General features: G+C 69.3%; 20 protein-coding genes and 1 pseudogene. 5 read left to right on the plus strand and 16 right to left on the minus strand.

What is annotated here, in order from left to right:
* The first annotated feature begins 82 nt into the window (after positions 1–82).
* Genes CLM62_RS08740 through CLM62_RS08750 form a run of 3 tightly spaced genes read left to right on the plus strand, consistent with a single transcriptional unit; the run spans position 83 to position 3,066 of the window.
* Positions 83–1,465 carry a ferredoxin reductase family protein gene (locus CLM62_RS08740; protein ID WP_179382012.1) on the plus strand — a complete coding sequence of 461 codons (1,383 nt, stop codon included), beginning with the start codon at positions 83–85 and terminating at the stop codon, positions 1,463–1,465.
* A 28-nt stretch (positions 1,466–1,493) separates the two neighbouring features.
* Positions 1,494–2,273, plus strand: coding sequence for an FMN-binding protein (locus tag CLM62_RS08745; protein WP_179382013.1), 780 nt, complete (start codon positions 1,494–1,496; stop codon positions 2,271–2,273).
* A gap of 55 nt (positions 2,274–2,328) precedes the next feature.
* Positions 2,329–3,066: an FAD:protein FMN transferase gene (locus tag CLM62_RS08750; RefSeq protein WP_257003740.1), complete on the plus strand. Its 738-nt coding sequence runs from the start codon at positions 2,329–2,331 to the stop codon at positions 3,064–3,066.
* Between the two features lie 81 nt (positions 3,067–3,147).
* Here the strand turns inward: CLM62_RS08750 and CLM62_RS08755 are convergent, their stop codons facing one another.
* The 10 genes and pseudogenes from CLM62_RS08755 to CLM62_RS51275 all read right to left on the minus strand — a co-directional run bounded on the left by CLM62_RS08755 (position 3,148) and on the right by CLM62_RS51275 (position 11,767).
* Positions 3,148–3,684 carry an arginine repressor gene (locus tag CLM62_RS08755; RefSeq protein WP_095749287.1) on the minus strand — a complete coding sequence of 179 codons (537 nt, stop codon included), beginning with the start codon at positions 3,682–3,684 and terminating at the stop codon, positions 3,148–3,150.
* Positions 3,685–3,703: 19 nt separating this feature from the next.
* Positions 3,704–4,891 carry an acetylornithine transaminase gene (locus CLM62_RS08760; protein WP_095749288.1) on the minus strand — a complete coding sequence of 396 codons (1,188 nt, stop codon included), beginning with the start codon at positions 4,889–4,891 and terminating at the stop codon, positions 3,704–3,706.
* The gene (gene argB / locus CLM62_RS08765) at positions 4,888–5,796 is read right to left on the minus strand and encodes an acetylglutamate kinase (protein WP_095749289.1); all 909 of its coding nucleotides are present in this window, start codon (positions 5,794–5,796) and stop codon (positions 4,888–4,890) included. The genes CLM62_RS08760 and argB overlap by 4 nt, the downstream gene beginning before the upstream one ends.
* Entirely contained in the window at positions 5,793–6,944 is a 1,152-nt protein-coding gene (gene argJ, locus CLM62_RS08770) for a bifunctional glutamate N-acetyltransferase/amino-acid acetyltransferase ArgJ (RefSeq protein WP_095749290.1), read from the minus strand. Before argJ ends, argB begins: the two co-directional genes overlap by 4 nt.
* Complete coding sequence (gene argC / locus CLM62_RS08775; RefSeq protein WP_095749318.1) at positions 6,941–7,969, minus strand: N-acetyl-gamma-glutamyl-phosphate reductase; 1,029 nt, start codon at positions 7,967–7,969, stop codon at positions 6,941–6,943. The genes argJ and argC overlap by 4 nt, the downstream gene beginning before the upstream one ends.
* A gap of 46 nt (positions 7,970–8,015) precedes the next feature.
* Positions 8,016–8,204, minus strand: a complete 189-nt coding sequence (locus tag CLM62_RS08780; protein ID WP_373559123.1) for an epoxide hydrolase N-terminal domain-containing protein — start codon at positions 8,202–8,204, stop codon at positions 8,016–8,018.
* 30 nt (positions 8,205–8,234) lie between these two features.
* On the minus strand, positions 8,235–9,116 hold the full coding sequence (locus CLM62_RS08785; RefSeq protein WP_257003741.1) for an alpha/beta hydrolase: 882 nt from the start codon (positions 9,114–9,116) through the stop codon (positions 8,235–8,237).
* 65 nt (positions 9,117–9,181) lie between these two features.
* Positions 9,182–10,242: pseudogene (locus tag CLM62_RS08790) on the minus strand (alkene reductase).
* Between the two features lie 324 nt (positions 10,243–10,566).
* On the minus strand, positions 10,567–11,358 hold the full coding sequence (locus tag CLM62_RS08795; RefSeq protein WP_095749292.1) for an SDR family oxidoreductase: 792 nt from the start codon (positions 11,356–11,358) through the stop codon (positions 10,567–10,569).
* A 301-nt stretch (positions 11,359–11,659) separates the two neighbouring features.
* Complete coding sequence (locus CLM62_RS51275) at positions 11,660–11,767, minus strand: hypothetical protein (RefSeq protein ID WP_257003744.1); 108 nt, start codon at positions 11,765–11,767, stop codon at positions 11,660–11,662.
* On the opposite strand from CLM62_RS51275, the gene CLM62_RS51280 reads away from it, so the two are divergent.
* Entirely contained in the window at positions 11,729–11,851 is a 123-nt protein-coding gene (locus CLM62_RS51280) for a hypothetical protein (protein ID WP_257003746.1), read from the plus strand. The two genes, CLM62_RS51275 and CLM62_RS51280, sit on opposite strands and share 39 nt — an antisense overlap.
* Positions 11,852–12,030: 179 nt before the next feature.
* On the opposite strand, the gene CLM62_RS51285 is transcribed toward CLM62_RS51280, so the two are convergent.
* The 4 genes from CLM62_RS51285 to CLM62_RS08810 form a co-directional block, all read right to left on the minus strand.
* Positions 12,031–12,987 (minus strand): acetolactate synthase large subunit, encoded by a 957-nt coding sequence (locus CLM62_RS51285; RefSeq protein WP_257003745.1) that lies wholly within the window; start codon positions 12,985–12,987, stop codon positions 12,031–12,033.
* On the minus strand, positions 12,930–13,589 hold the full coding sequence (locus CLM62_RS51290; RefSeq protein WP_257003742.1) for a thiamine pyrophosphate-binding protein: 660 nt from the start codon (positions 13,587–13,589) through the stop codon (positions 12,930–12,932). The genes CLM62_RS51285 and CLM62_RS51290 overlap by 58 nt, the downstream gene beginning before the upstream one ends.
* A complete protein-coding gene (locus CLM62_RS49875; protein WP_179382010.1) occupies positions 13,586–14,137 on the minus strand; it encodes an acetoacetate decarboxylase family protein in 552 nt (183 codons plus the stop codon). The genes CLM62_RS51290 and CLM62_RS49875 overlap by 4 nt, the downstream gene beginning before the upstream one ends.
* A 124-nt stretch (positions 14,138–14,261) precedes the next feature.
* A complete protein-coding gene (locus CLM62_RS08810) occupies positions 14,262–14,783 on the minus strand; it encodes a transposase (RefSeq protein ID WP_306457893.1) in 522 nt (173 codons plus the stop codon).
* Between CLM62_RS08810 and CLM62_RS08815 the strand changes: the two genes are divergently transcribed.
* The gene (locus CLM62_RS08815) at positions 14,782–15,306 is read left to right on the plus strand and encodes an ATP-binding protein (RefSeq protein ID WP_095749293.1); all 525 of its coding nucleotides are present in this window, start codon (positions 14,782–14,784) and stop codon (positions 15,304–15,306) included. The genes CLM62_RS08810 and CLM62_RS08815 overlap by 2 nt on opposite strands.
* A 56-nt stretch (positions 15,307–15,362) precedes the next feature.
* Here the strand turns inward: CLM62_RS08815 and CLM62_RS08820 are convergent, their stop codons facing one another.
* Both CLM62_RS08820 and CLM62_RS08825 read right to left on the minus strand, forming a co-directional pair.
* The gene (locus tag CLM62_RS08820) at positions 15,363–17,900 is read right to left on the minus strand and encodes a YfhO family protein (protein WP_373559124.1); all 2,538 of its coding nucleotides are present in this window, start codon (positions 17,898–17,900) and stop codon (positions 15,363–15,365) included.
* Positions 17,901–18,330: 430 nt separating this feature from the next.
* Positions 18,331–20,814: an alpha-L-arabinofuranosidase C-terminal domain-containing protein gene (locus CLM62_RS08825; protein WP_095749294.1), complete on the minus strand. Its 2,484-nt coding sequence runs from the start codon at positions 20,812–20,814 to the stop codon at positions 18,331–18,333.
* Between the last annotated feature and the right edge of the window lie 35 nt (positions 20,815–20,849).

Below are 20,849 nucleotides of genomic sequence, written 5' to 3' on the forward strand. Positions count from 1 at the left end.
GGCTGAACACACCGGCCTCCTCACACGTATCTCTGGGCCAAGGGACCACGCCACCCCCCTTGCTCCCGTTCCCGGAGGAACCGTGACCACCACGCTCGCAGGCGGCCGCGCCGCCCGCCGCCAGACGATGCGCCGCATCCGCCCGCGCCGCTCCCCTGCGACCATCCTGCTGATCGCCGTCTGGGCCGGCGCGGCCGGAGTGCTGTGGCTGTGGTGGGCCAATACCCCGTCCATCAGCGACAACAACGGCAAGATCCTCAACGCGGGCCGGATCACCGGTCTGCTCGCCGGCTATCTCATGGCCCTCGTGGTGCTCCAGATGGCCCGGGTGCCCGCGCTGGAACGCCGGGTCGGTTCCGACCGGGTGGCGCGCTGGCACGCGATGAGCGGTCGCTACACGCTCTGTCTGACCATCGCCCACGTCTTCCTGATCATGTGGGGCTACGCCCTCCAGGCCGGCAAGGGTCTCGGCGACATCGTCCAGCAGACCATCGACTCCATCAACCAGCTGCCGGACATGGGCAAGGCCGCCATCGGCACCGGTCTGCTGTTCTTCATCGGCCTGCTCTCGATCGGCCCGGTCCGCCGCAGGATTCCGTACGACACCTGGTACCACGTGCACCTGCTGACGTACGCGGCGGTGTTCCTGACCTTCTGGCACCAGCTGACCACCGGCAACGACTTCGCCGTCGAGCCGGCCGCGAAGACCGTCTGGTACGGGCTGTACGGCTCGGTGACAGCGCTGGTGATCTGGTACCGGATCCTCACCCCGATCCGGCTGAACCTGCGGCACCGGATGCGTGTCGAGGCGGTCATCGAGGAGACGCCGGGCATCGTGTCGGTACTGATCGGCGGGAAGAAGCTGCACCGGATGGGCGCGGAGGCGGGTCAGTTCTTCCGCTGGCGGTTCCTGGCGCCGGGCATGCGGTTCAGCTCCCACCCGTACTCGCTGTCGGCGGCACCGCGCCCCGACATGCTGCGGATCACGGTGAAGGCGATCGGCGACCACAGCGAACGGCTGCGCGAGCTGACGCCCGGCACCAAGGTGTGGGCCGAGGGCCCGTACGGCGCGCTCACCGCCGCCCGCCGCAGCCGCGGCAAGGTGCTGCTGGTCGCGGGCGGCGTCGGCATCACCCCGATGCGGGCGCTGTTCGAGACGCTGCCCGGCGCGTCCGGCGACATCACCCTGCTCTACCGGGCCAACAGCACCCAGGACCTGGCGCTGTGGGACGAGTTGGCCGCCATCGCCGACGAGCGCGGTGCCCGGCTGATGTACGCGGTCAACAGCCCGGACGGGGAGCGCCCGGACATCTCCGCGGAGCGGCTGCGGCAGAAGCTGCCCGACATCGACAAGCACGACGTCTTCCTGTGCGGGCCGCCCGGGTTCGCACAGTCCGTGTACGAAGCACTGCGCGGCGCGGGTGTGCCCGCCCGCCGCATCCATCACGAGTCGTTCGAGATGTGAGCGACGGGATTCAGGAGCTGTTGAAGCGATGAGGAAGAGTCACCCCATCCGACGTGTCGTGCTCGCGACCGCCGCCACCGTCTCAGGTGTCGTGCTGCTGCTGTCGCTGAAGCCGTCGTCCGACCCGGCGTCGGCGGCGGGCGGAGCCGCGAACCAGCCACCGGCGCAGGAGCAGGTGCAGGGCGGCGCCCAGCCCGCCGGGAGCGGCTCGGTCACCGGGGACGCGGCCCAGACGCAGTACGGCGCCGTCCAGGTCCGGCTGACCGTCGCGGGCGGAAAGATCACCAAGGCCGAGACGGTCCAGGCGCCCAAGGGCGGCAAGAGCGACCAGATCACCGCCGATGCCGTACCCAAGCTGAACCAGGCGGCGGTCGCCGCACAGAGCGCTCAGATCGACGCGGTCTCCGGAGCCACGTACACCAGCGCCGGCTACCAGCAGTCCCTGCAGTCGGCCGTGGACAAGGCGAAGGCCGCGGGCGGGTCGGGGGCGTCCCAGGACCAGGGTTCGGGCTCGGGCTCGGGCAACGCCCAGGCCGCCCGTACCGTCACCGGCTCCGTCTCCCAGACCCAGTACGGTCCGGTCCAGGTCCGTATCACGGTCAGCGGCGGGAAGATCACCCAGGCCGAGGCGGTCCAGGCACCCAAGGGCGGGGAGAGCGACCAGAAGACGGCCCTGTCCATACCCAAGCTGAACCAGGCGGCCGTGGCGGCCGGCAGCGCGGACATCGACTCGGTCTCCGGGGCCACGTACACCAGCAACGGGTACAAGGAATCGCTGCAGTCCGCCCTGGACCAGGCCGGTGGCTGACACGGTGGCCGATTCGGCACAAGCTCCCGCCGCGGTACGTCATGCGGAGGAGGTCATGGGGACGGTCTTCTCCTTCGACGTCCGCGGCGGGGATCCCGACGCGATACAGGCGGCCCTGCGGCAGGCCGTCGCCGACCTGCACCGGGTCGACGAGGTGTTCAGCACCTACCGCGAGCACAGCCAGGTCTCCCGGCTTGCCCGCGGTGAACTGACCGTGGAGGAGTGCGATCCCCTGGTCGCCGAGGCGCTCGAACTGGGCGCCGAGGCGGAGCGCACGAGCGACGGCTGGTTCAGCATGCGCTACGAGGGCCGCCTCGACCCGACCGGCATCGTCAAGGGCTGGGCCGCCGAACGGGCGGCACGGCGGCTGGCGGAGGCCGGGGCGAGCGGAGTGAGCGTCAACGGCGGCGGAGACGTGCAACTGCTGGGCGCGCCCGGGGCGCAGCGGCCGTGGCGGGTGGGGGTGTCGGACCCGTTGCGTCCGGGCGGACTGGCGGCGGTGATCTCGGCGGCGGGCGTCGACGAACTGGCGGTCGCCACGTCGGGTACGGCCGAGCGGGGCACGCATATCGTGGATCCCCGGACCGGCCGTTCGGCGGTCACCGACCTCGTGGCCGTAACCGTAGTGGCACCCCAACTGACGTGGGCGGACTGCTGGGCGACGGCAGCGTTCGCGATGGGGTCACGGGAGGGCCTGCGCTGGCTCGAGTCCCTGCCGGACGTGGAGGCGCTGCTGATCACGGCAGGGGACGAGGTCAGGTGTACAGGGGGCCTGGCATCTCGACTGGGCTGAGTGGAGCTACCCAGGGGCGCGGGGAACTGCGCGACAAGCCACAACGCACCCGCAGTCGGCACACCACAGTCACCACCCCATTCAGTGGCCGTTCTGAGCCAACCTCAACAAGTGATCCGCCAACGCCTGTCCCCCCACCGGATCCCGACTGATCAACAACAACGTGTCGTCACCAGCGATGGTCCCCAAAATGTCGTGCAGCTCGGCCTGATCAATCGCAGACGCAAGAAACTGCGCCGCCCCCGGAGGGGTCCGCAGAACCACGAGATTCGCCGAAGCCTCCGCGGAGATCAACAGCTCCGCGGACAGCCGCCGCATCCGCTCCTCCTTCGCCGACTCCCCCAACGGCGCACGAGGGGTCCGGAACCCCCCCTCGCTGGGCACCGCATAGATCAGGTCACCGTCGGTATTACGGATCTTCACCGCGTTCAGCTCGTCCAGATCCCGGGAGAGCGTCGCCTGAGTGACGCTCAACCCGTCGTCGGCAAGCAGCTTCGCCAACTGGCTCTGCGACCTCACCGGCTGCCGATTGAGGATGTCCACGATCCGGCGGTGCCGCGCGGTGCGGGTCTGCGGCACGGCAGGCCCCGCGGTCTCGTGATCCTGCGCCTGACTCATCGTCGTCTCATTCCCCGGATCATCCGTCCCCCTTGGCCACGTCCAGGATGCCGGGCAGCGCCTGAAGAAGCGCGTCCACTTCGTCGTCACCGAGGTTCAGCGGCGGCATCAGCCGTACGACCTCGGGGGCGGGCGCGTTCACCAGGAACCCGGCGTCCTGAGCCGCCTGCTGCGCCTTCGGCGCCAGCGGCTCGGTGAGCACGATACCCAGGAGGAGGCCGGCGCCCCGGACATAATCGATCAACGGGTGACCGAGAGACTCGATTCCGTCGCGCAGCTTCTCGCTCTGCCGCTTGACGTTCTCCAGCAGGCCCTCGGCGGCGATGGTGTCGAGGACGGCGAGTCCGGCGGCGCAGGCGATCGGGTTGCCGCCGAAGGTCGTGCCGTGCTGGCCCGGCTGGAGCAGTTCGGCGGCCCGTCCGAAGGCGACGGTGGCGCCCAGCGGCAGTCCGCCGCCGAGCCCCTTGGCGAGCGTGACGACGTCGGGCAGGACGCCCTCGTGGGCCTGGTACTCGAACCAGTGCCCGGTCCGGCCGATCCCGGTCTGCACCTCGTCGAGGACGAGCAGCGAGCCGGTGGCGGCGGTGATGGCCCGGGCGGCCTTGAGGTAGCCGACCGGAGGCACGATCACCCCGTTCTCGCCCTGGATCGGCTCGATGACGACGAGGGCCGTGTCCTCGGTGACCGCGGCGGCCAGCGCCTGTGCGTCGCCGTACGGCACGTGGGTCACGTCGCCGGGCAGCGGCAGGAAGGGCTCCTGCTTGCCGGGCTGGCCGGTGAGCGCGAGGGCGCCCATGGTGCGGCCGTGGAAGCCGCCCTGGGTGGCGACCATGTGGGTCCGCCCGGTCAGCCGCCCGATCTTGAAGGCGCCCTCGTTGGCCTCGGCGCCCGAGTTGCAGAAGAACACCTTGCCGTCCCGGCCGAAGCGCTCCAGCAGCCGTTCGGCGAGCGCGACGGGCGGCTCGGCGATGAAGAGGTTGGAGACGTGGCCGAGGGAGGCGATCTGCTTGCTGACGGCCTCGACGACCGCGGGGTGGGCGTGGCCGAGCGCGTTGACCGCGATGCCGCCGACGAAGTCGACGTACTCCTTGCCGTCGGCGTCCCACAGCTTGGCGCCCTCGCCGCGCACGAGGGGCAGCCGCGGGGTGCCGTAGTTGTTCATGAGCGCGCCCTGCCACCGCTGGGTGAGCTCCTCATTGGCGGTCATACGGCATCCCCCTCTTGCTCGTCGGGCACGACCATCGTGCCGATGCCCTCGTCGGTGAAGATCTCCAGCAGGATCGAGTGCTGGACCCGGCCGTCGATGACGCGGGCGGTGGTGACGCCGTTGCGTACGGCGTGCAGGCAGCCCTCCATCTTCGGCACCATCCCGGAGGACAGGTCCGGCAGCAGCTTCTCCAGTTGGGAAGCGGTGAGGCGGCTGATCACCTCGTCGCTGTTCGGCCAGTCCTCGTAGAGGCCCTCGACGTCCGTGAGGACCATGAGGGTTTCGGCGTCCAGCGCAGCAGCGAGTGCCGCAGCCGCCGTATCAGCATTGACGTTGTAGACATGTCCGTCGTCCTGGGAGCGGGCGATCGACGAGACGACCGGGATACGGCCGTCGGCGAGCAGGGCCTCGATCGCGCCCGTGTCGATCTGGGTGATCTCGCCCACCCGCCCGATGTCGACCAACTCGCCGTCGATCTCGGGCTGGTGCTTGGTGGCGGTGATGGTGTGCGCGTCCTCGCCGGTGAGGCCGATGGCAAGCGGGCCGTGCTGGTTGAGGAGTCCGACCAGTTCGCGCTGGACCTGCCCGGCCAGCACCATCCGTACGACGTCCATGGCGTCCTCGGTGGTGACCCTGAGCCCCGCCTTGAACTCGCTGACGATGCCGTGCTGGTCGAGGGCCGCGCTGATCTGCGGGCCGCCGCCGTGCACGACGACGGGCTTGAGGCCGGCGTGGTGCAGGAACACCACGTCCTGGGCGAACGCGGCCTTCAGGTCCTCGTCGATCATGGCGTTGCCGCCGAACTTGATGACGACGGTCTTGCCGTTGTGCCGGACCAGCCAGGGCAGCGCCTCGATGAGGATCTGGGCCTTGGGCAGGGCGGTGTGCTTGCGAGTAGTGCTCATGACGAGTACGCGCTGTTCTCGTGGACGTAGTCGGCGGTGAGGTCGTTGGTCCAGATGGTGGCGGTCTCGGAACCGGCGGCGAGGTCGGCGACGATGTGCACCTCGCGGTAGCGCATGTCGACCTTCTCGCGGTCCTCGCCGACACCGCCGTTCTCGCACACCCAGACGCCGTTGATGGCGACGTTCAGCCGGTCCGGTTCGAAGGCGGCGCTCGTCGTGCCGATCGCGGAGAGCACGCGGCCCCAGTTGGGGTCCTCACCGTGGATGGCGCACTTGAGGAGGTTGTTGCGGGCGATGGAACGGCCCACCTCCACGGCGTCCTCCTCGCTCGCCGCGTTGATCACCTCGACCTTGATGTCCTTGCTGGCGCCCTCGGCGTCGCGGATCAGCTGCCGCGCGAGGTCGTCGCAGACGGTCCGTACGGCCTCGGCGAACTCCGCGTATTCCGGGGTGACTTCGCAGGCCCCGGAGGCGAGCAGCAGCACGGTGTCGTTGGTGGACATGCAGCCGTCGGAGTCGACGCGGTCGAAGGTCGTGCGCGTCGCCGCACGGAGAGCCTTGTCCAGCACGTCGCTGTCGAGGTCGGCGTCCGTGGTGAGGACGACGAGCATGGTGGCGAGGCCGGGGGCGAGCATGCCCGCGCCCTTGGCCATGCCGCCGACGGTCCAGCCGTCCTTGGTGACGACGGACGTCTTGTGGACGGAGTCGGTGGTCTTGATGGCGATGGCGGCCTTCTCGCCGCCGTGCTCGCTCAGGGCCTGCGCCGCCGTCTCGACCCCCGGGAGCAGCTTGTCCATCGGGAGCAGGATGCCGATGAGGCCGGTGGAGGCGACGGCGACCTCGGCCGCGTTGTGACCGAGCACGTCCGCCACCTTCTCGGCGGTCGCGTGGGTGTCCTGGAAGCCCTTGGGTCCGGTACAGGCGTTGGCGCCGCCGGAGTTGAGGATGACGGCGGAGACCTGACCGCCCTTCAACACCTGCTCGGACCACAGCACCGGCGCGGCCTTGACGCGGTTGGAGGTGAAGACGCCCGCGGCGGCGCGGCGGGGCCCGTTGTTGACCACGAGGGCCAGGTCCGGGTTGCCGTTCTCCTTGATCCCGGCGGCGATTCCGGCCGCTGAGAATCCCTGTGCTGCCGTGACGCTCACGGTGCGACTCCGATCGTGGAAAGACCGAGCTCCTCGGGGAGGCCGAGGGCGATGTTCATGCTCTGGACGGCACCGCCCGCGGTGCCCTTGGTCAGGTTGTCGATAGCGCTGATCGCGATGATGCGGTGCGCGGCGGCGTCGTACGCGACCTGTATCTGAACGGCGTTGGAACCGTAGACGGACGCCGTGGCGGGCCACTGTCCCTCGGGCAGGAGGTGGACGAAGGGCTCGTCGGCGTAGGCCTTCTCGTAGGCGGCGCGGACGGATTCGGCGGTGACGCCGGGCTTCGCCTTCGCGCTGCACGTGGCGAGGATGCCGCGGGGCATCGGCGCGAGGGTCGGTGTGAAGGACACGGAGACCCGCTCCCCCGCCGCCCCGCTGAGGTTCTGGATCATCTCGGGCGTGTGCCGGTGGACGCCGCCCACGCCGTACGGCGACATGGAGCCCATGACCTCGCTGCCCAGCAGGTTCGGCTTGGGCGTCTTGCCCGCGCCGGACGTACCGGACGCGGCGACGATCACGGCCTCGGCCTCGGCGAGCCCGGCGGCGTACGCCGGGAACAGCGCGAGCGAGACGGCGGTCGGGTAGCAACCGGGCACCGCGATGCGCTTGGACCCCTCCAGCGCGGCGCGGCCACCCGGCAGTTCGGGAAGGCCGTACGGCCAGGTGCCGGCGTGCGGGGAGCCGTAGAACCGCTCCCAGTCGGCCGCGTCCTTCAGCCGGAAGTCGGCGCCCATGTCGACGACGAGCACGTCCGGGCCGAGCTGCTCGGCGACGGCGGCGGACTGCCCGTGCGGCAGCGCGAGGAAGACCACATCGTGTCCGGCGAGGACCTCGCCGCTGGTCTCCTGGAGCACACGGTCGGCCAGCGGCAGCAGGTGCGGTTGCAGCGCGCCGAGCTTCTGCCCGGCGTTGGAGTTGCCGGTGAGGGCGCCGATCTCGACCTCGGGGTGCGTCAGGAGCAGACGCAGGAGCTCTCCGCCCGCGTATCCACTCGCTCCGGCCACCGCCGCGCGTACCACCATGTCCATCCTCCTGCTCGATGGCATGACTATACGTATCGGTGCACGTTTATGCAATCGGGGGGCGGACAGGGCCGCCCGGTTGATGCGACCGAGCGGCCAACTCGGCCAGGTAGTCGACCGGGACACCCATCTCCCACTCCGTGCCGGGAATCGCGTCGGGCAGCCGGACCCGGCGGAGACGGTCGTGGAGATCGTCCAGGTCGGCCTGCGCGATGTCGATGCGAAACGGGCGGATGTCGCTGTCGGTGTCGGTGTCGGTTGCTTGTCATGTCCTCACTGGTTCCGTCTCCGGAATGCGGCCGGCACCGTAGACGTAGGAGTGCTGGCCTCCGGGGACCACCACGGTCGTCGTGTCGATTCCGGCGTCCTTGACGCGGGCGGCGAACTCCTCGTCCTCGCCGGCCAGGACCTCGTACGTTCCCCAGGAGACGAGGGTCGGGGGCAGGCCGCTCAGGTCTGCCCGGTTCAGATTGATCCGGGTGTCCGTGAACTCGATGCCGGTGCCGCCGATCCAGGCATCCCGGAAGAACTCCAGCAGTTCCTTGCTGAGGATCTTGTCCGTCCCGGCGTTGGTCGCCATGGTCTCGTTGGCGATCTCGAGGTCGCACCAGGGAGAGATCGACACGATGGCGCCGGGCAGGGGCTGCTTCTTGTCGCGGAGGCGAAGCGCCAGGGCGACGGCGATGAACCCGCCGATCGAGTGGCCGATCGTGATGATGTTTCCGGGCTCATACCCTTCGGAGAGCAGCCAGGTGAAGGCCGCCTCCGCGTCGTCCACCTGAGCGGGGTACTTGTGTTCCGGTGCGCGCCGGAAGTCCAGGACGAGCACGGGGGCCCCGGCGGCCTTGGCGATATGGCCGGCGAGCTTCCGGTCGACGTGTGCCGACGCCAGAACGGAGCCCCCGGCGTGAGTGTGCAGGAGGACGTAGTCGGTATTGGCGTCGACCGGTTCGCACCAGATGCCCAGAACGCCACCCGCGTCCACCTCCCGATAGGTGACGCCTTCCGGCTCCCGGGCCGTGAGCTGGACGCTCTCCACCCGGGTGCGAATCGCATCCACCTCGGACTGGGGAATCACCAGTCCGGCCATGAAGTCCGCGAATTCGATGGCTTCCGGGCTCAGTTCAACCGCAGCGTGATCAGACACGTGGCACCTCCATGGGGCCATCCCGGCGATACCGGCCCGCCAGGACCGGTATCGCCCGGGGTTTGTCAGGCGGTGAGGGTGGGGTAGTCGGTGTAGCCGGCCTCTCCGCCGCCATAGAAGGTCTCGGGATCGGGGGTGTTCAGCGGCGCGCCGGTGCGTACGCGCTCGACGAGGTCGGGGTTGGCGAGGGCCATCGTGCCGACGGTGACGATGTCGGCGAGGCCGTCTTCGACGTCCTTCGCGCGGGTGGGGATGTCCGTGCCGGCCCGGTTGAGGACCAGCCTGGTCGGCCACAGCTTGCGGAGGGTGCGCAGGGGTTCGTCGTCGCCGCCGTGGACGATGTGCAGGTAGGCGAGGTCGAGCGGGGCGAGAGCACGTACGAGGGCGGGGTACAGCTCGTGGGTGTCGCTCTCGGCGATGTCGTTGAAGGGGTTGCCGGGAGAGATCCGAATGCCGGTGCGGCCGGCGCCGATCTCGTCGGTCACGGCGGTGGCGACCTCGACGGCGAAGCGGATGCGGTTGTCGATGGAGCCGCCGTACTGGTCGGTGCGCTGGTTGGTGTTGGTGGCGAGGAACTGGTGCGGAAGGTAGCCGTTGGCGCTGTGGATCTCGACGCCGTCAGCGCCGGCCGCGATGGCGGCCGCGGCGGCGCGGCGGTAGTCGTCGACCGTGGTGGCGACTTCCTCGGTGGACAGTTCGCGCGGTACCGGCATCTCCTGGAGGCCGGACGCGGTGAACATGGCGCCCGCCGGCTGGACCGCGGAGGGGGCCACCGGCTGCCGGTGGTGAGGGGTGTTGTCGGGGTGGGACATCCGTCCGGCGTGCATGAGCTGGATGACGATGCGTCCGTCGACCTTGTGTACGGCGTCGGTGACCTTGCGCCACCCGGCGATGTGCTCCTCGGAGTAGATGCCGGGGGTGAGCAGGTAGCCCTGGCCGTCGGCGGAGGGCTGGGTGCCCTCGGTGATGATGAGGGCGTGCGAGGCGCGCTGGGCGTAGTACTCGGCGTTCAGCTCGGTCGGTACGCCGTTCGGGGTGGACCGGTTCCGTGTCAGGGGGCCATGGCCAGCCGGTGCGGCAGGGAGATCTCCCCGGCGACGATCGGGTTCCACAGGGCGTTGAGCATGGGTAATTCCTCAGATCAAGGGTGAGTGGGGGGCTGCGGGGTGGCGGGCTGCCGCGAGTACCGCGTACGCGGTGACCGCATGATGGGCCCGGTGACCTTCCGCCGTGGAAGGCAGACTGCGGGGAGGGGCAGTCGACGGTGCTCAGGAGCTTGCAGCGCACATGAGCGCCGCCAGTCGCAGTGCCGGGCCCCGGCTGTTTGTACGGGCGAGGGGAGGAGGCCGAGCGTGTCGGTCCTCCCCACGCCGGAGGACGCCTCGGTCGTGTGTGGCACCGGCCATGCCGTCGTCACAAAGAAACTCCGGCACCACAATCGGTGCTGCGTTCAGCCGCGGTAGCGATCGGCCGGGACCCGCTGCGACAGGTTCGGGACGAGCGCCTGACGCGCCTTCTCGAACGACTCCCAGTCGCTGATCTCCGGCAGCGACGGGATGGTGACGGGCTCCCCGGCGTCGAGGCCGGCGAGCGCCGCGTCGACGGCGTCGTCCACGCTCATGATCCACTCGTCGGGGAACGCCGCGAGGTCGACGCCGGAGCCGTCCCAGAGCTCCGTGCGGACAGCGCCCGGCAGTACGGCCTGCACCGTGACGGGGCTCTCGGCGAGTTCCTGCTGCAGGGCCTGGGTGAACGTCAGCACGTAGCTCTTGGTGCCGCTGTAGACGGCGCTGACGGGCAGGATGTTGAGAGCCAGAGCGGAGGAGATGTTCACCACGGTGCCGCGCCCGCGGGCCGTCAGGCCCGGCAGGACCGCGGTGGTCAGCCTGGTCAGCGAGGTCACGTTGAGGTTGATCAGTGCCTCGGAGGCCGCCGCGTCAGAGGTTGTCAGCGGGGTGAACAGCGCCCCGCCGGCGTTGTTGATCAGTACCTCGATGCTCTCGTCGGTCCGCAGACGCTCCTCGACCACGGAGATCTGCGCCGCATCGGTGAGGTCGGCGGTGACGACGTCCACAGCGCGGCCCGTGCGGCTGCGGATGTCCGATGCCAGCGTTTCCAGCCGCGCGGTGTTCCGGGCCACCAGGATCAGGTCGTAGCCCCGGTCGGCGAGCCGCTGCGCGTAGGCGGTACCCAGGCCGGCGGACGCGCCGGTGACGACGGCGCTCTTGTTCTGCGTGCTCATGAGGTGGATCTCATTTCTGGGCTGGTGAAGGAAAGGCCGGGACGAAGGGTCGGCCGATTTAGATTACGATAGACATCTAAAGGCGTCCAGTCAACGGCCCCGACGCCGCCAGTCACCGCCCACGGTCGGCTCGACGTACACGCGGGGCTGCAAGGTCGGCGGCCGATCAGGTTCGGATGGAGTTTCCTCGGGCGCACGGTCACCGTGGACGGTTTCGTACACCGCCCTCATGACGAGCGCGCGAGCGCGGCGAACGACACCCCTGCCGAGACCTGCACGCCGCACACGGCGCGAGCCGCCCTCAGCCAGCGTGAGATCGCCCCCATCGGCCGGTTGGGGGCGAGCAGCACGGCCGGACGCGGGCGCCGGTGTGGTCGGCATCGAAATGGGTCAGCACGATGTCGCGCACGTCTTTCGGGTCGAACCTGAGCCGCTCGACCTGCCGGATCGCCGACTCAGCCTCATCGAAGTCCGGGCGGATGAAGTGGCGTGAGGGACCGAACCCCTTGGCCGGCTCGGCGCCGTACAGCAGAACCCAGACCGGTATCGACCAACACCAGACCCGTCCCGGTCTCGACGCGCAGCACATGACAGACCAGCCCGTCCGGCGCCCCATACGGCCGCATGCTGCCGCAGTTGAGGTGGTGAACCTTCATCCCAGCGCCTCCACGCTCAGATAGCCAACGAGGGTACGACGACCTCCACGAGGTGTGGCCCGGGCTCGGCAATCGCCCGCTCGAGTGCCTCATTGAGTTCCTCGGCAGTATCGACGCGGACCGAGGGCACACCGAACCCTTCGCCGATCTGAACGAAGTCGAGGTGGGTATCTCCCAGATCCAGCTGCGCTTTCGCCTTGGGGCCCGCTGCCCCAGCGCCGACCCTTTGGAGTTCGAGGTTGAGGATCGCGTAGGAGCGGTTGTTGAAGATCACGACGGTGCTGTCGAGCTGCTCCCTCGCCATGGTCCACAGGGACTGGATCGTGTACATCGCGGATCCGTCGCCTTCGAGCGCGAAGACCGGACGATCCGGGCGGGCGACAGCCGCGCCGACGGCGACCGGGAGCCCTTGGCCGATCGCACCACCTGTCAGAGTGAGTACGTCGTGGCGTGGCGCCCCTGCGGTGTGCGCACTCAGGGACAGCCCCGAGGTGTTCGACTCGTCGGAGATGATCGCGCGTTCGGGGAACACAGCGCCGATTGCCTGACAGACCTTGTCCGCGGTGAGCGGTCCCGTCGGCTTGTCCGGCCGGAATGGCCGCGCGACCGGTGGTTCGACCTCCCGCGCATCCACGGCATCCGCGAGCGCCTCCAGGGTCCCTTGAATGTCGTCGGTGGGTGCGACCAGCTCATGGACCTCGCACCCGTCGGGAACGAGATAGCTCTCCTTGCCCGGGTAGGCGAAGAAGGACACCGGTGCCTTGGCATCGACGAGCAACAGGTGGTCAAATCCCTCGAGTTGCGTCGCTGCGAACTCGGCGAGGTAGGCAAGGCGTTGTACCTGTGGAACGCCGGCCCCACGCTCCCACCGGGTCGGGAAGACCTCGCCGAGGAGTGTCGCCCCGGTTGCTTCCGCTATCCGGGTCGCCAGGCGCAGGGCGTCTGCTCGAAGTCGCGGCCGCCCAGAAGCAATGCGGTCTTCTGACCGCTCGCCAGGGCCGCGGCGACCCGCTCGATCGACGTCGTCGGCACCGCTGACGGTGGCGTCACCGACAGCGGTGCGCATGGCTCGGCGCCCTCGTTCCACGAGACGTCAGCGGGCAGGATCAATGTGGCGACCTGCCCGGGTGACCCGTGAGCGGCCTCGATCGCCTCGGCGGCGTCGCGACCCAGTTCCTGCGCGGACTGCGAGGTCCGAACCCAATGGGAGACGTTACGAGCGACGGTCTCGATGTCGGACTGCAACTGGGTGTCGTGCTGAACGTGGTGCGTAGCGTGATCGCCGACGATGTTGATCAACGGCACCTTGGCTTTACGGGCGTTGTGCAGGTTGGCGAGCCCGTTCCCGATTCCGCACCCGAGGTGCAGCAACGTCGCCGCGGGGCGACCGGCCATGCGCGCATATCCGTCCGCGGCGCCCGTCGCCACACCTTCGAACAGAGCGAGAACGGCACGCATGTTCGGCTCGGAGTCCAAGGCGGCAACGAAGTGCATCTCCGATGTGCCGGGGTTGGTGAAGCACGTGGTCACGCCGGCATCGACCAGCGTTCGCATCAGTGCCTGGGCGCCGTTCATGAACCCGCGGACCCCGTTCCGATGGGGTCGAGCTCGGTGCGGTACGCGCTGCGCCATTCCGTCCACTCCGGCAGCGGGACCACCTTGTCGGGAAGGTTCGACACCAAGGCGTACTGGGGCACGAAGATCGCGCCGACGGACTGTGCCGAGATACCGAGCTCCCGCAGCTCGTCCGCGACCGGGTGCGAGCCGAGCACGAGCCGAGCGTGGCCGGGGCCCGGCAGGGTCGTGGCGGTCACCTCGAGCTGGTACGGGACGTGGTACATCGCGTTGTCCACGGGGCTGACGGAGTAGCAGTGGAAGTCGCGGCGGAGGGTCTCGTGCGGACCGTCCGGGCGCTCGACCGCCAAAGTGGAGATCGGGGTGCCGTCCTGGCTGACCTCGGCGATCCGCTCGGTAGCGCTGTCCGAGTACTGGACATCAGCCATGACCTTGGGAAAGCCGAGAACGTCGCGTCCGACCCAGAGCGCCTGAGCACTGTCCACGGCGATGTGGACGATGTACGAGCCGCTGCCGGCGAGTTGGTCTGCCTCGGTGATCGAGGCCACCGGCACGTTCTCAGTGCGTGTTCCGGGGTGACAAGAACGGGGCGAACGTCGGTTTCCGGCATCAGCTCCTCGGCCTTGGCCGCGTCGATGAGGAAGTGTCCGACGAACGCGCTGGCCCGCTCGGTCAGCAGAGGCATCCGCACGGACGTTCCTGGGACGGAGTGCTGCCGCTGCGGACCCTTCGATGAGGCCAGGAAGCGGTCGTGCGCCGTCGCGGTAACGGGGCAGCGTGGGCGGCCCAGCCCGCCGTAGCCGGGCTGATGAGTTCGGCGGTTGAGGGCCGGGCGATCTCCTTGGGATCGACGGCCATGACGTAGGACCAGCCGCGTTCCTCCAGCGCGAGCCGTAAGGAGACGCTGCGGCCGTAACCGGCATCCGCCACGATCACCGGCACCCTCCGCCCCTGCGCTGCCAGCCGGTCCAGCAGCCCCAGCGCCAGACGCGTCCTGGACACATGACAGACCTCGTCGGGCACCCCGGCCCGTCGGCGCCGCGGCGCTTCTGACCTGCGCATCTCAGACCATGATTCGCCAACTAAAATTACACACCGATGAGATGCCGAAGCCGTACCGGTCTTCCGCTGTGCCCGTTCTGTGACGTGATCGGCACCGGCCCGCGGGCCACCCACCGCTAGCGTCGGGCCCATGATCGTATGGCTCAACGGCACTCACGGCGCAGGCAAGACGACGACCAGTGCGCTCGTGCAGCCACTCATCCCGGATTCACGGGTATTCGACGCCGAGAAGGTCGGCGAGACGCTCATGGACATCACGCCGGGGCTGCCCGAGACGGACAATTTCCAGCACTGGCCGCCGTGGCGGCCGCTCGTCGTCGAGACCGCCCGCCGCGTACTCGACTACACCGGCGGCACCCTGGTGATGCCCATGACTGTCCTGGTCGAGCAGTACTGGCGCGAGATCAGCACGGGCCTCGCCCACCATGGCATTCCGGTACGGCACTTCGTCCTCCACGCCGACCAGGACACCCTCCGCGGACGCATCGCGAGTGACACCGTTCTCGGCCCCAACTCCCCATTCCGTCTCAAGTACCTCGAGCCCTACGCCGAGGCGGCCCGCACGTGGCTGCACGACGAGGCCGAGGTCGTCGACACCACGCACCTCACGCCCGCCCAGGCCGCACTGCAGATCGCGGAGGCCGTCAAGAGTTGAGGTCCGCCCACCACACAAGCTCGGCCCAGCACTGCGGTGGTTGCCCTCCATTCGCATCAAGAAATGAGGGTCGTTCGCCCCACGTGGAATCGGCGCCGTCGGCGGACGGCGGTGAGGACGCACAGCAGGATCAGGGTCAGGAGCGAGGCACCCCCCACCACCGTGCCCAGCCGCAGACCGGGCGGGTGGAACGTGCAGGTGACGCTGGTCGAGGAGCCGTCGAGGGGCACGGCGATCAGCCCGTAGTACTCCCTGGCGGGTACGGCGGGCGCGTCGCCCGCGGCGCAGCGCCAACCGGCGATCCGGGGGGCCGCGACGACGGCGGTCCCCGTGCTGCCGGCGGGGAGTTCCGCCCGGATCGTGTCACCGGAGACGGTCACCTCGGTGGCGCCGGTCGCCTTGAGCCGTTCGACGGTGGTGCGCAGCCGGGCGGTGTCCAGGCAGCCGACCGCGCCGTCCGGGACGGTGCCCGTCCCGTTGGGGGACAGCTCGATCCGCAGGCGTCCGGACTCCGGGACCGCGCCGAGCCGCTGCATGGCGGCGATCTTGCTGCCGTTGCGGTCCGACCGGAACCGACCGGTCAGGCCACGGGCGGAGTCGCCGGTGAGCCGTGCGGTGCCCGCGAAGTGCGGTGCCCACAGGTACACCTCGCTGTCCGCCGGGCACTGGGCCGTGATCGTCCGCTTTCCGGCGCCGGTCCCCACCGTGAGGCGGGGCACGGTGTAGACACGGGTGCCCAGCAGCAGCTCCTGGTTGCGGTACGGAGACGCCCCGAAGGCAGAAACGTTCGTGCGCGCGGAGGGGCCGGAGGGCCGAACCGTGACCAGCGGTGGTACGTCCTGCCGGGTCACGGTCACTCGGCTGCCGTCCTGCGGGAACCAGTTCTGGTGCGGGTCCGGCGGGGAGTGCACCCGCGCGCCGACGGAGAAGATCACGTCCGTGACGGCGTTGTCCAGGCTCTGCAGACTGCGGCCTCCCGATGTCCAGCCACCCCCGAGGGCGGTGAGCGTGCGGAAGAGCAGGTCGGAGGTGTGGCTGCTGTAGTACTGGGCGCCCTGGCCGCCCACCAGCAGCGGGTCGTTGCCGACCGTCTGCTCCCGGCCCGGGTCGGTACGGTACCGGGGCCAGCCGTCGACCTGCGCGATCGCCTCCGCCTGCTGCTGCCGCCGGTCTCCCCAGGGCGCGTAGTCGTCCATGTGCCCGAGCCTCATCCGGGTGGCCACGGCGGAAGTCGCGGTGGCCTCGCCGAGTTGCGTGCCGAGGAGCAGCACCACGGCGAACACGGCCGGCACGCTGCGGCGCCCGTCACCGAGGGGACGTTCCCCGTCCGTACGGCTGAGCAGGGCCAGCCCGACCAACGCGCCCACGGCGGCCAGGAGCAGCACCGGCCACGCGAAGGAGCGCACCAGGTCACTCCGGCTCGCGAGGGCGACGATCAGTGCGAGCAGCGCGCCCGCCGCGCACAGCGCGCGCCGGTCGGGAGGGCCGTACGAGAGCGAGTGCCACGCCGCGATCACCAGCAGCGCGCACAGCACGAAGGCCTGGCGGTACGAACTGCCCTGCGGTGCGGCGAAAGCGTGCCAGAACAGCTGGGTCGGACCCCACTGCATCGACAGCGTCACCACGATCACCAGCAGCGTCCAGCCGGTGCGCACCTGCCTGGGAGCTGCCCGGTGGAAGGGCAGGGCGAGGGCGAGCAGCAGTGCCGTGGTGCCCACGTAGAGGGCCGGCGAACTGAAGCTGTACGTCGTCGGCAGCAGGCGGGCCAGCAGGTCCTGAGTCGCCACCGGCGTGAAGTCCCTGAATCTGCCCGGGGAGGCGTGCGTGGTGCCGAAGTACACCACCGCCACCAGCGGTGCGGCCAGGCCCATGCCGAGGCCGACGGTCAGGCCGGCACGGCCCGCCGCGGCGAGCCTCCGGCGGCGCGGGAGTTCGGAGAGCCACAGCCGCAGGAGCAGCACGAGACATGCGGCGATGGTGGCCATGTACGCCGTGTAGAAGTTGGCGATCCAGGCGGCCGCCACGACCACCACCCCGACGACCGGGCGCCGTCCGTTCAGCACCCATTCGCCGACCAGGCACAGCAGCGGCAGGGCGATGAGGCCGTCGAGCCACATCACGTTGTACACGGCGCTCGCCACGGTCCAGCCGCACAGGGCGTAGGACGCGCCCAGGAGCCCCGCCGCCCACCAGCGGCCGGGCCGCAGGCTCAGCAGCAGCCAGGCCATGGCGGCGCCGGCGCACGCCAGCTTCAGCACGGTGATCACATACACCGCGAGGTCGATCTCGTCCCGCGGGAACACCGCCACGAGCAGGGCGAACGGGCTGGTGAGGTACGTACCGAGGTCGGGGAGGAAACTCGCGCCGAATCCGGACTGCCAGTTGACGAGGAGACCGCCGTCGGCCCTTCCGTGCAGCAGGTCCCACAGGTGTGCGTGGTACGGCACGTACTGGTTGCCCAGGTCGTTGACGGTGCGGGTGCGGGGGCCGAAGGGGAAGCTGCGGGCGACGACGTCGGCGGCGCAGAACGCGGTGACCGTGACCAGCACCGCGAGCAGGGCGGCGGCCTGCCTCGGTCCGGTCGGGCGCGGCAGGCGCAGGCGCCGGGGGCGGTCGTGAGCCGGGCCGGACGGCGGAGCGGCGGGCAGGTCCGGCGCGGGTATGGGAGGCCGAAGTCCCTGGTCGGTCGTCACCGTGCGTTCCAGTGAGCGAGTCCACTTCGGAATACGGCTATGTGCAGGGTCGAGCAATCCATACTCGGCAGGCCCCCCAGAGCATTCGGGACGCACGGCGTCTCATCCGGGGAGGTCACCCCCGCGCGCGGCGTCGATTCGCCGACTTAGACGGGCCTTGATTCCGATTGGTTGTGCCGCCGCTGGAAAGAGATGAAGTGAATTCCGAATGCGCGCACGGGCCTTTTGCACGATGTCCGTTACCGCCGGGTGAACAAAAACTGTCTCGCACATTATCCGCAAGTTAATGTGGGCCGCCGCCGGGACGGCGGCCCACACGGGTACCGGCCGGCTACCTCTGCTTGATCCGCAGGAAGGTGATGGAGTTCGCCGGGAAGGTGTACGTGAACTTCTTCGCGACCCCCGAGAAGGTCGACGTCGCCGGGGCGACCGGCGTCTGAGTCTCACTGTTGACCGCGTTCGGGTCGGCCGTCAGCGTGGTGACCTTGGCCTTGGACGCGACCTTCGCGCCGCCCAGGTCGATCGCCGTACGGGCCGCCGACGACTGGGCGTTGACGACCTTGACGATCAGGTCACCCGTCTTCTTGTCCAAGGTGGCGACCTGCCGGAACGGCTCGGCCGGCTTGTCGTCCTTGAAGCTGCCCCACTCCTTGCCGTCGAGGTACAGGGTGACCTGACGGCCCCGCACCTTGATGTCGATGTCGTAGGCGCGGCCCGTCTCGATGGACCCGGCCTTGGAGATGAGCGTCGACTTGCCGCCGTCCACGGCCTGTTCGACGGCGGACTGGGTGTTGTTCCAGCCGCCCAGGTTCCACCAGTAGTAGTTGCCGGTGTCCTTGACGCCGAAGGCGACGAGGAAGCCCTCCTTGCCGGACTTCTTGGTGGCCTTCACGTGCATGTCGTAGTCGTGCCAATTCGGGTCACCTGCCGAGACCATGGTGTTCTCGGCGGCGGCGTCGGTCTGGACGTACTGCCCGTCCTGGACGCTCCAGCTGCCGCCACCGGTGTGGGTCCACTTCGAGGCGTCACCGGAGAAGTCGTCGGTGAGCAGCGTGTTCCCGTCGGCGTCGGTGACGTTCACATCGTCGTACGCCGCACTGGTCGCCCACGTCGACAGACCGACGGCGCCGGTGATGGGGGCCAGCAGCGACGGGGTGCCGGTGGCCTCGGAGGGCACCACGCGGTCGCCGACGTTGTTCATGAACAGCTTCTGGACCTCGTAGTTGGCGGAGTTCCAGGAGGCGTGGTTGTTGAACCACACCATGTCCGGGCGCCACTGCACATAGTCCTCGTTGGCGAACAGCGGGGCGTAGGAGGCGAGTTTGACGATGTCGGCGTTGCGCTCCAGGCCGGTCATGAACGCCGCTTCGGCGAGGCCGTTCTTGAAGGCGTTGCCTTGTGAGGCGTACTCGCCCAGGAAGACCTTCGGGCCGTTCCTGTCATACGAGTCGTAGCGGTTGTTGTTCTGCAGGAACCACTGCGGGCTGTTGTAGTAGTGCTCGTCGACCATGTCGACCTTGGCTTCGCGGTTGAGCTGCCAGGCCGTGTCGAAGGTCTGACCGGTGTCGTCCGGGCCCGAGTTGGAGACGACGGTGATGTCGGGGTACTTCGCCTCGATGGCGGCGCGGAACTGCTTGAACCGGGCCATGAACTCGACCGGCAGGTTCTCCTCGTTGCCGACCCCGATGTGGGTGAGGTGGAAGGGCTTGGGGTGGCCCATCTGCGCGCGCTTCTTGCCCCAGGTCGACGTCACGGGCCCGTTGGCGAACTCGACGAGGTCGAGGGCGTCCTGGATGTGCCGCTTGAGCAGCGCCTCGTCGTCGGTGGCCCTGTTCTGGCCGCAGCCGGTCACCAGCGCCGGGACGACGGGCAGGGGCATCGCGCCGATGTCCTCGGCGAAGCGGAAGTACTCGTAGTAGCCGAGGCCGTAACTCTGGTTGTAGCCCCAGAAGTTGGAGTTGGTGGCGCGCTCCTCGACCGGGCCGATGGTGTCCTTCCACTGGTAGGAACGCTTGCGCTGCCAGTTGGAGGCCTCGCTGTAGTCCTCCATGGAGCCGGTGTTGACCAGACAGCCGCCGGGGAAGCGCAGGAAGCCCGGGTGGAGGGCCTCGACCTTCTCGGCGAGGTCCTTGCGCAGGCCGTTCGGCTGATGCTTGTAGGTGTCGCGCGGGAACAGGGACACCATGTCCAGGGCCGCCGCGGCGGCGGAGCCGACGGTGAGGCGGCCGTTGCTGCTGGTGCGGGTCGCGGTGAAGGTGGCGGTGTACTTGGCCCAGCTGTCCTTCCGCACGGTCACCTTGCGGGCGGTGGCCAGCGGGCCGTCGGCATCCTGGAGGGTGACCGTGAGGGCGGCGCCGCCGGCCGCGCGGGCCCACACCGAGAAGTCGTACTTCTTGCCCTGCTCCACGTGGATGCCGGTGTTGTAGCCGGAGTTCGTCACGGACGAACCGGCGCCCAGGGAGAGGTAGTTGCGGTTGCGCTCGTTGAGCCGGCCGTCGTCGTTCACGACCTGGCCGGTGCCGTCGACCGCCCAGGAGGTGAGGGGCGTGTACGAGGTGTTGTCGGCGGTGGAGTATTCGAAGGACCGGTTCTGCACGAGCTCGGCGTACAGGCCGCCGTCCGCGGCCCGGTTGATGTCCTCGAAGAAGACGCCGTACATCGTGTCGTCGATCTTCGCGCCCTGGACACTCGGGTCGACGGTGATCGCGTAGTCGGTGACGTCCTCGGCGTGTGCGGGGGCCGGGACGAGGCCGGCCGCCACCACGAAGGCGGTGGCCGTGAGACCTAGTCTCCAGCGGGTGCGCGTGCGTGACATGGATACTCCGCGGCTCAGGTATGGGAGTTGTCAGG

The organism is Streptomyces sp. SA15 (assembly GCF_002291145.1).
Classification (GTDB): Bacteria; Actinomycetota; Actinomycetes; order Streptomycetales; family Streptomycetaceae; genus Streptomyces.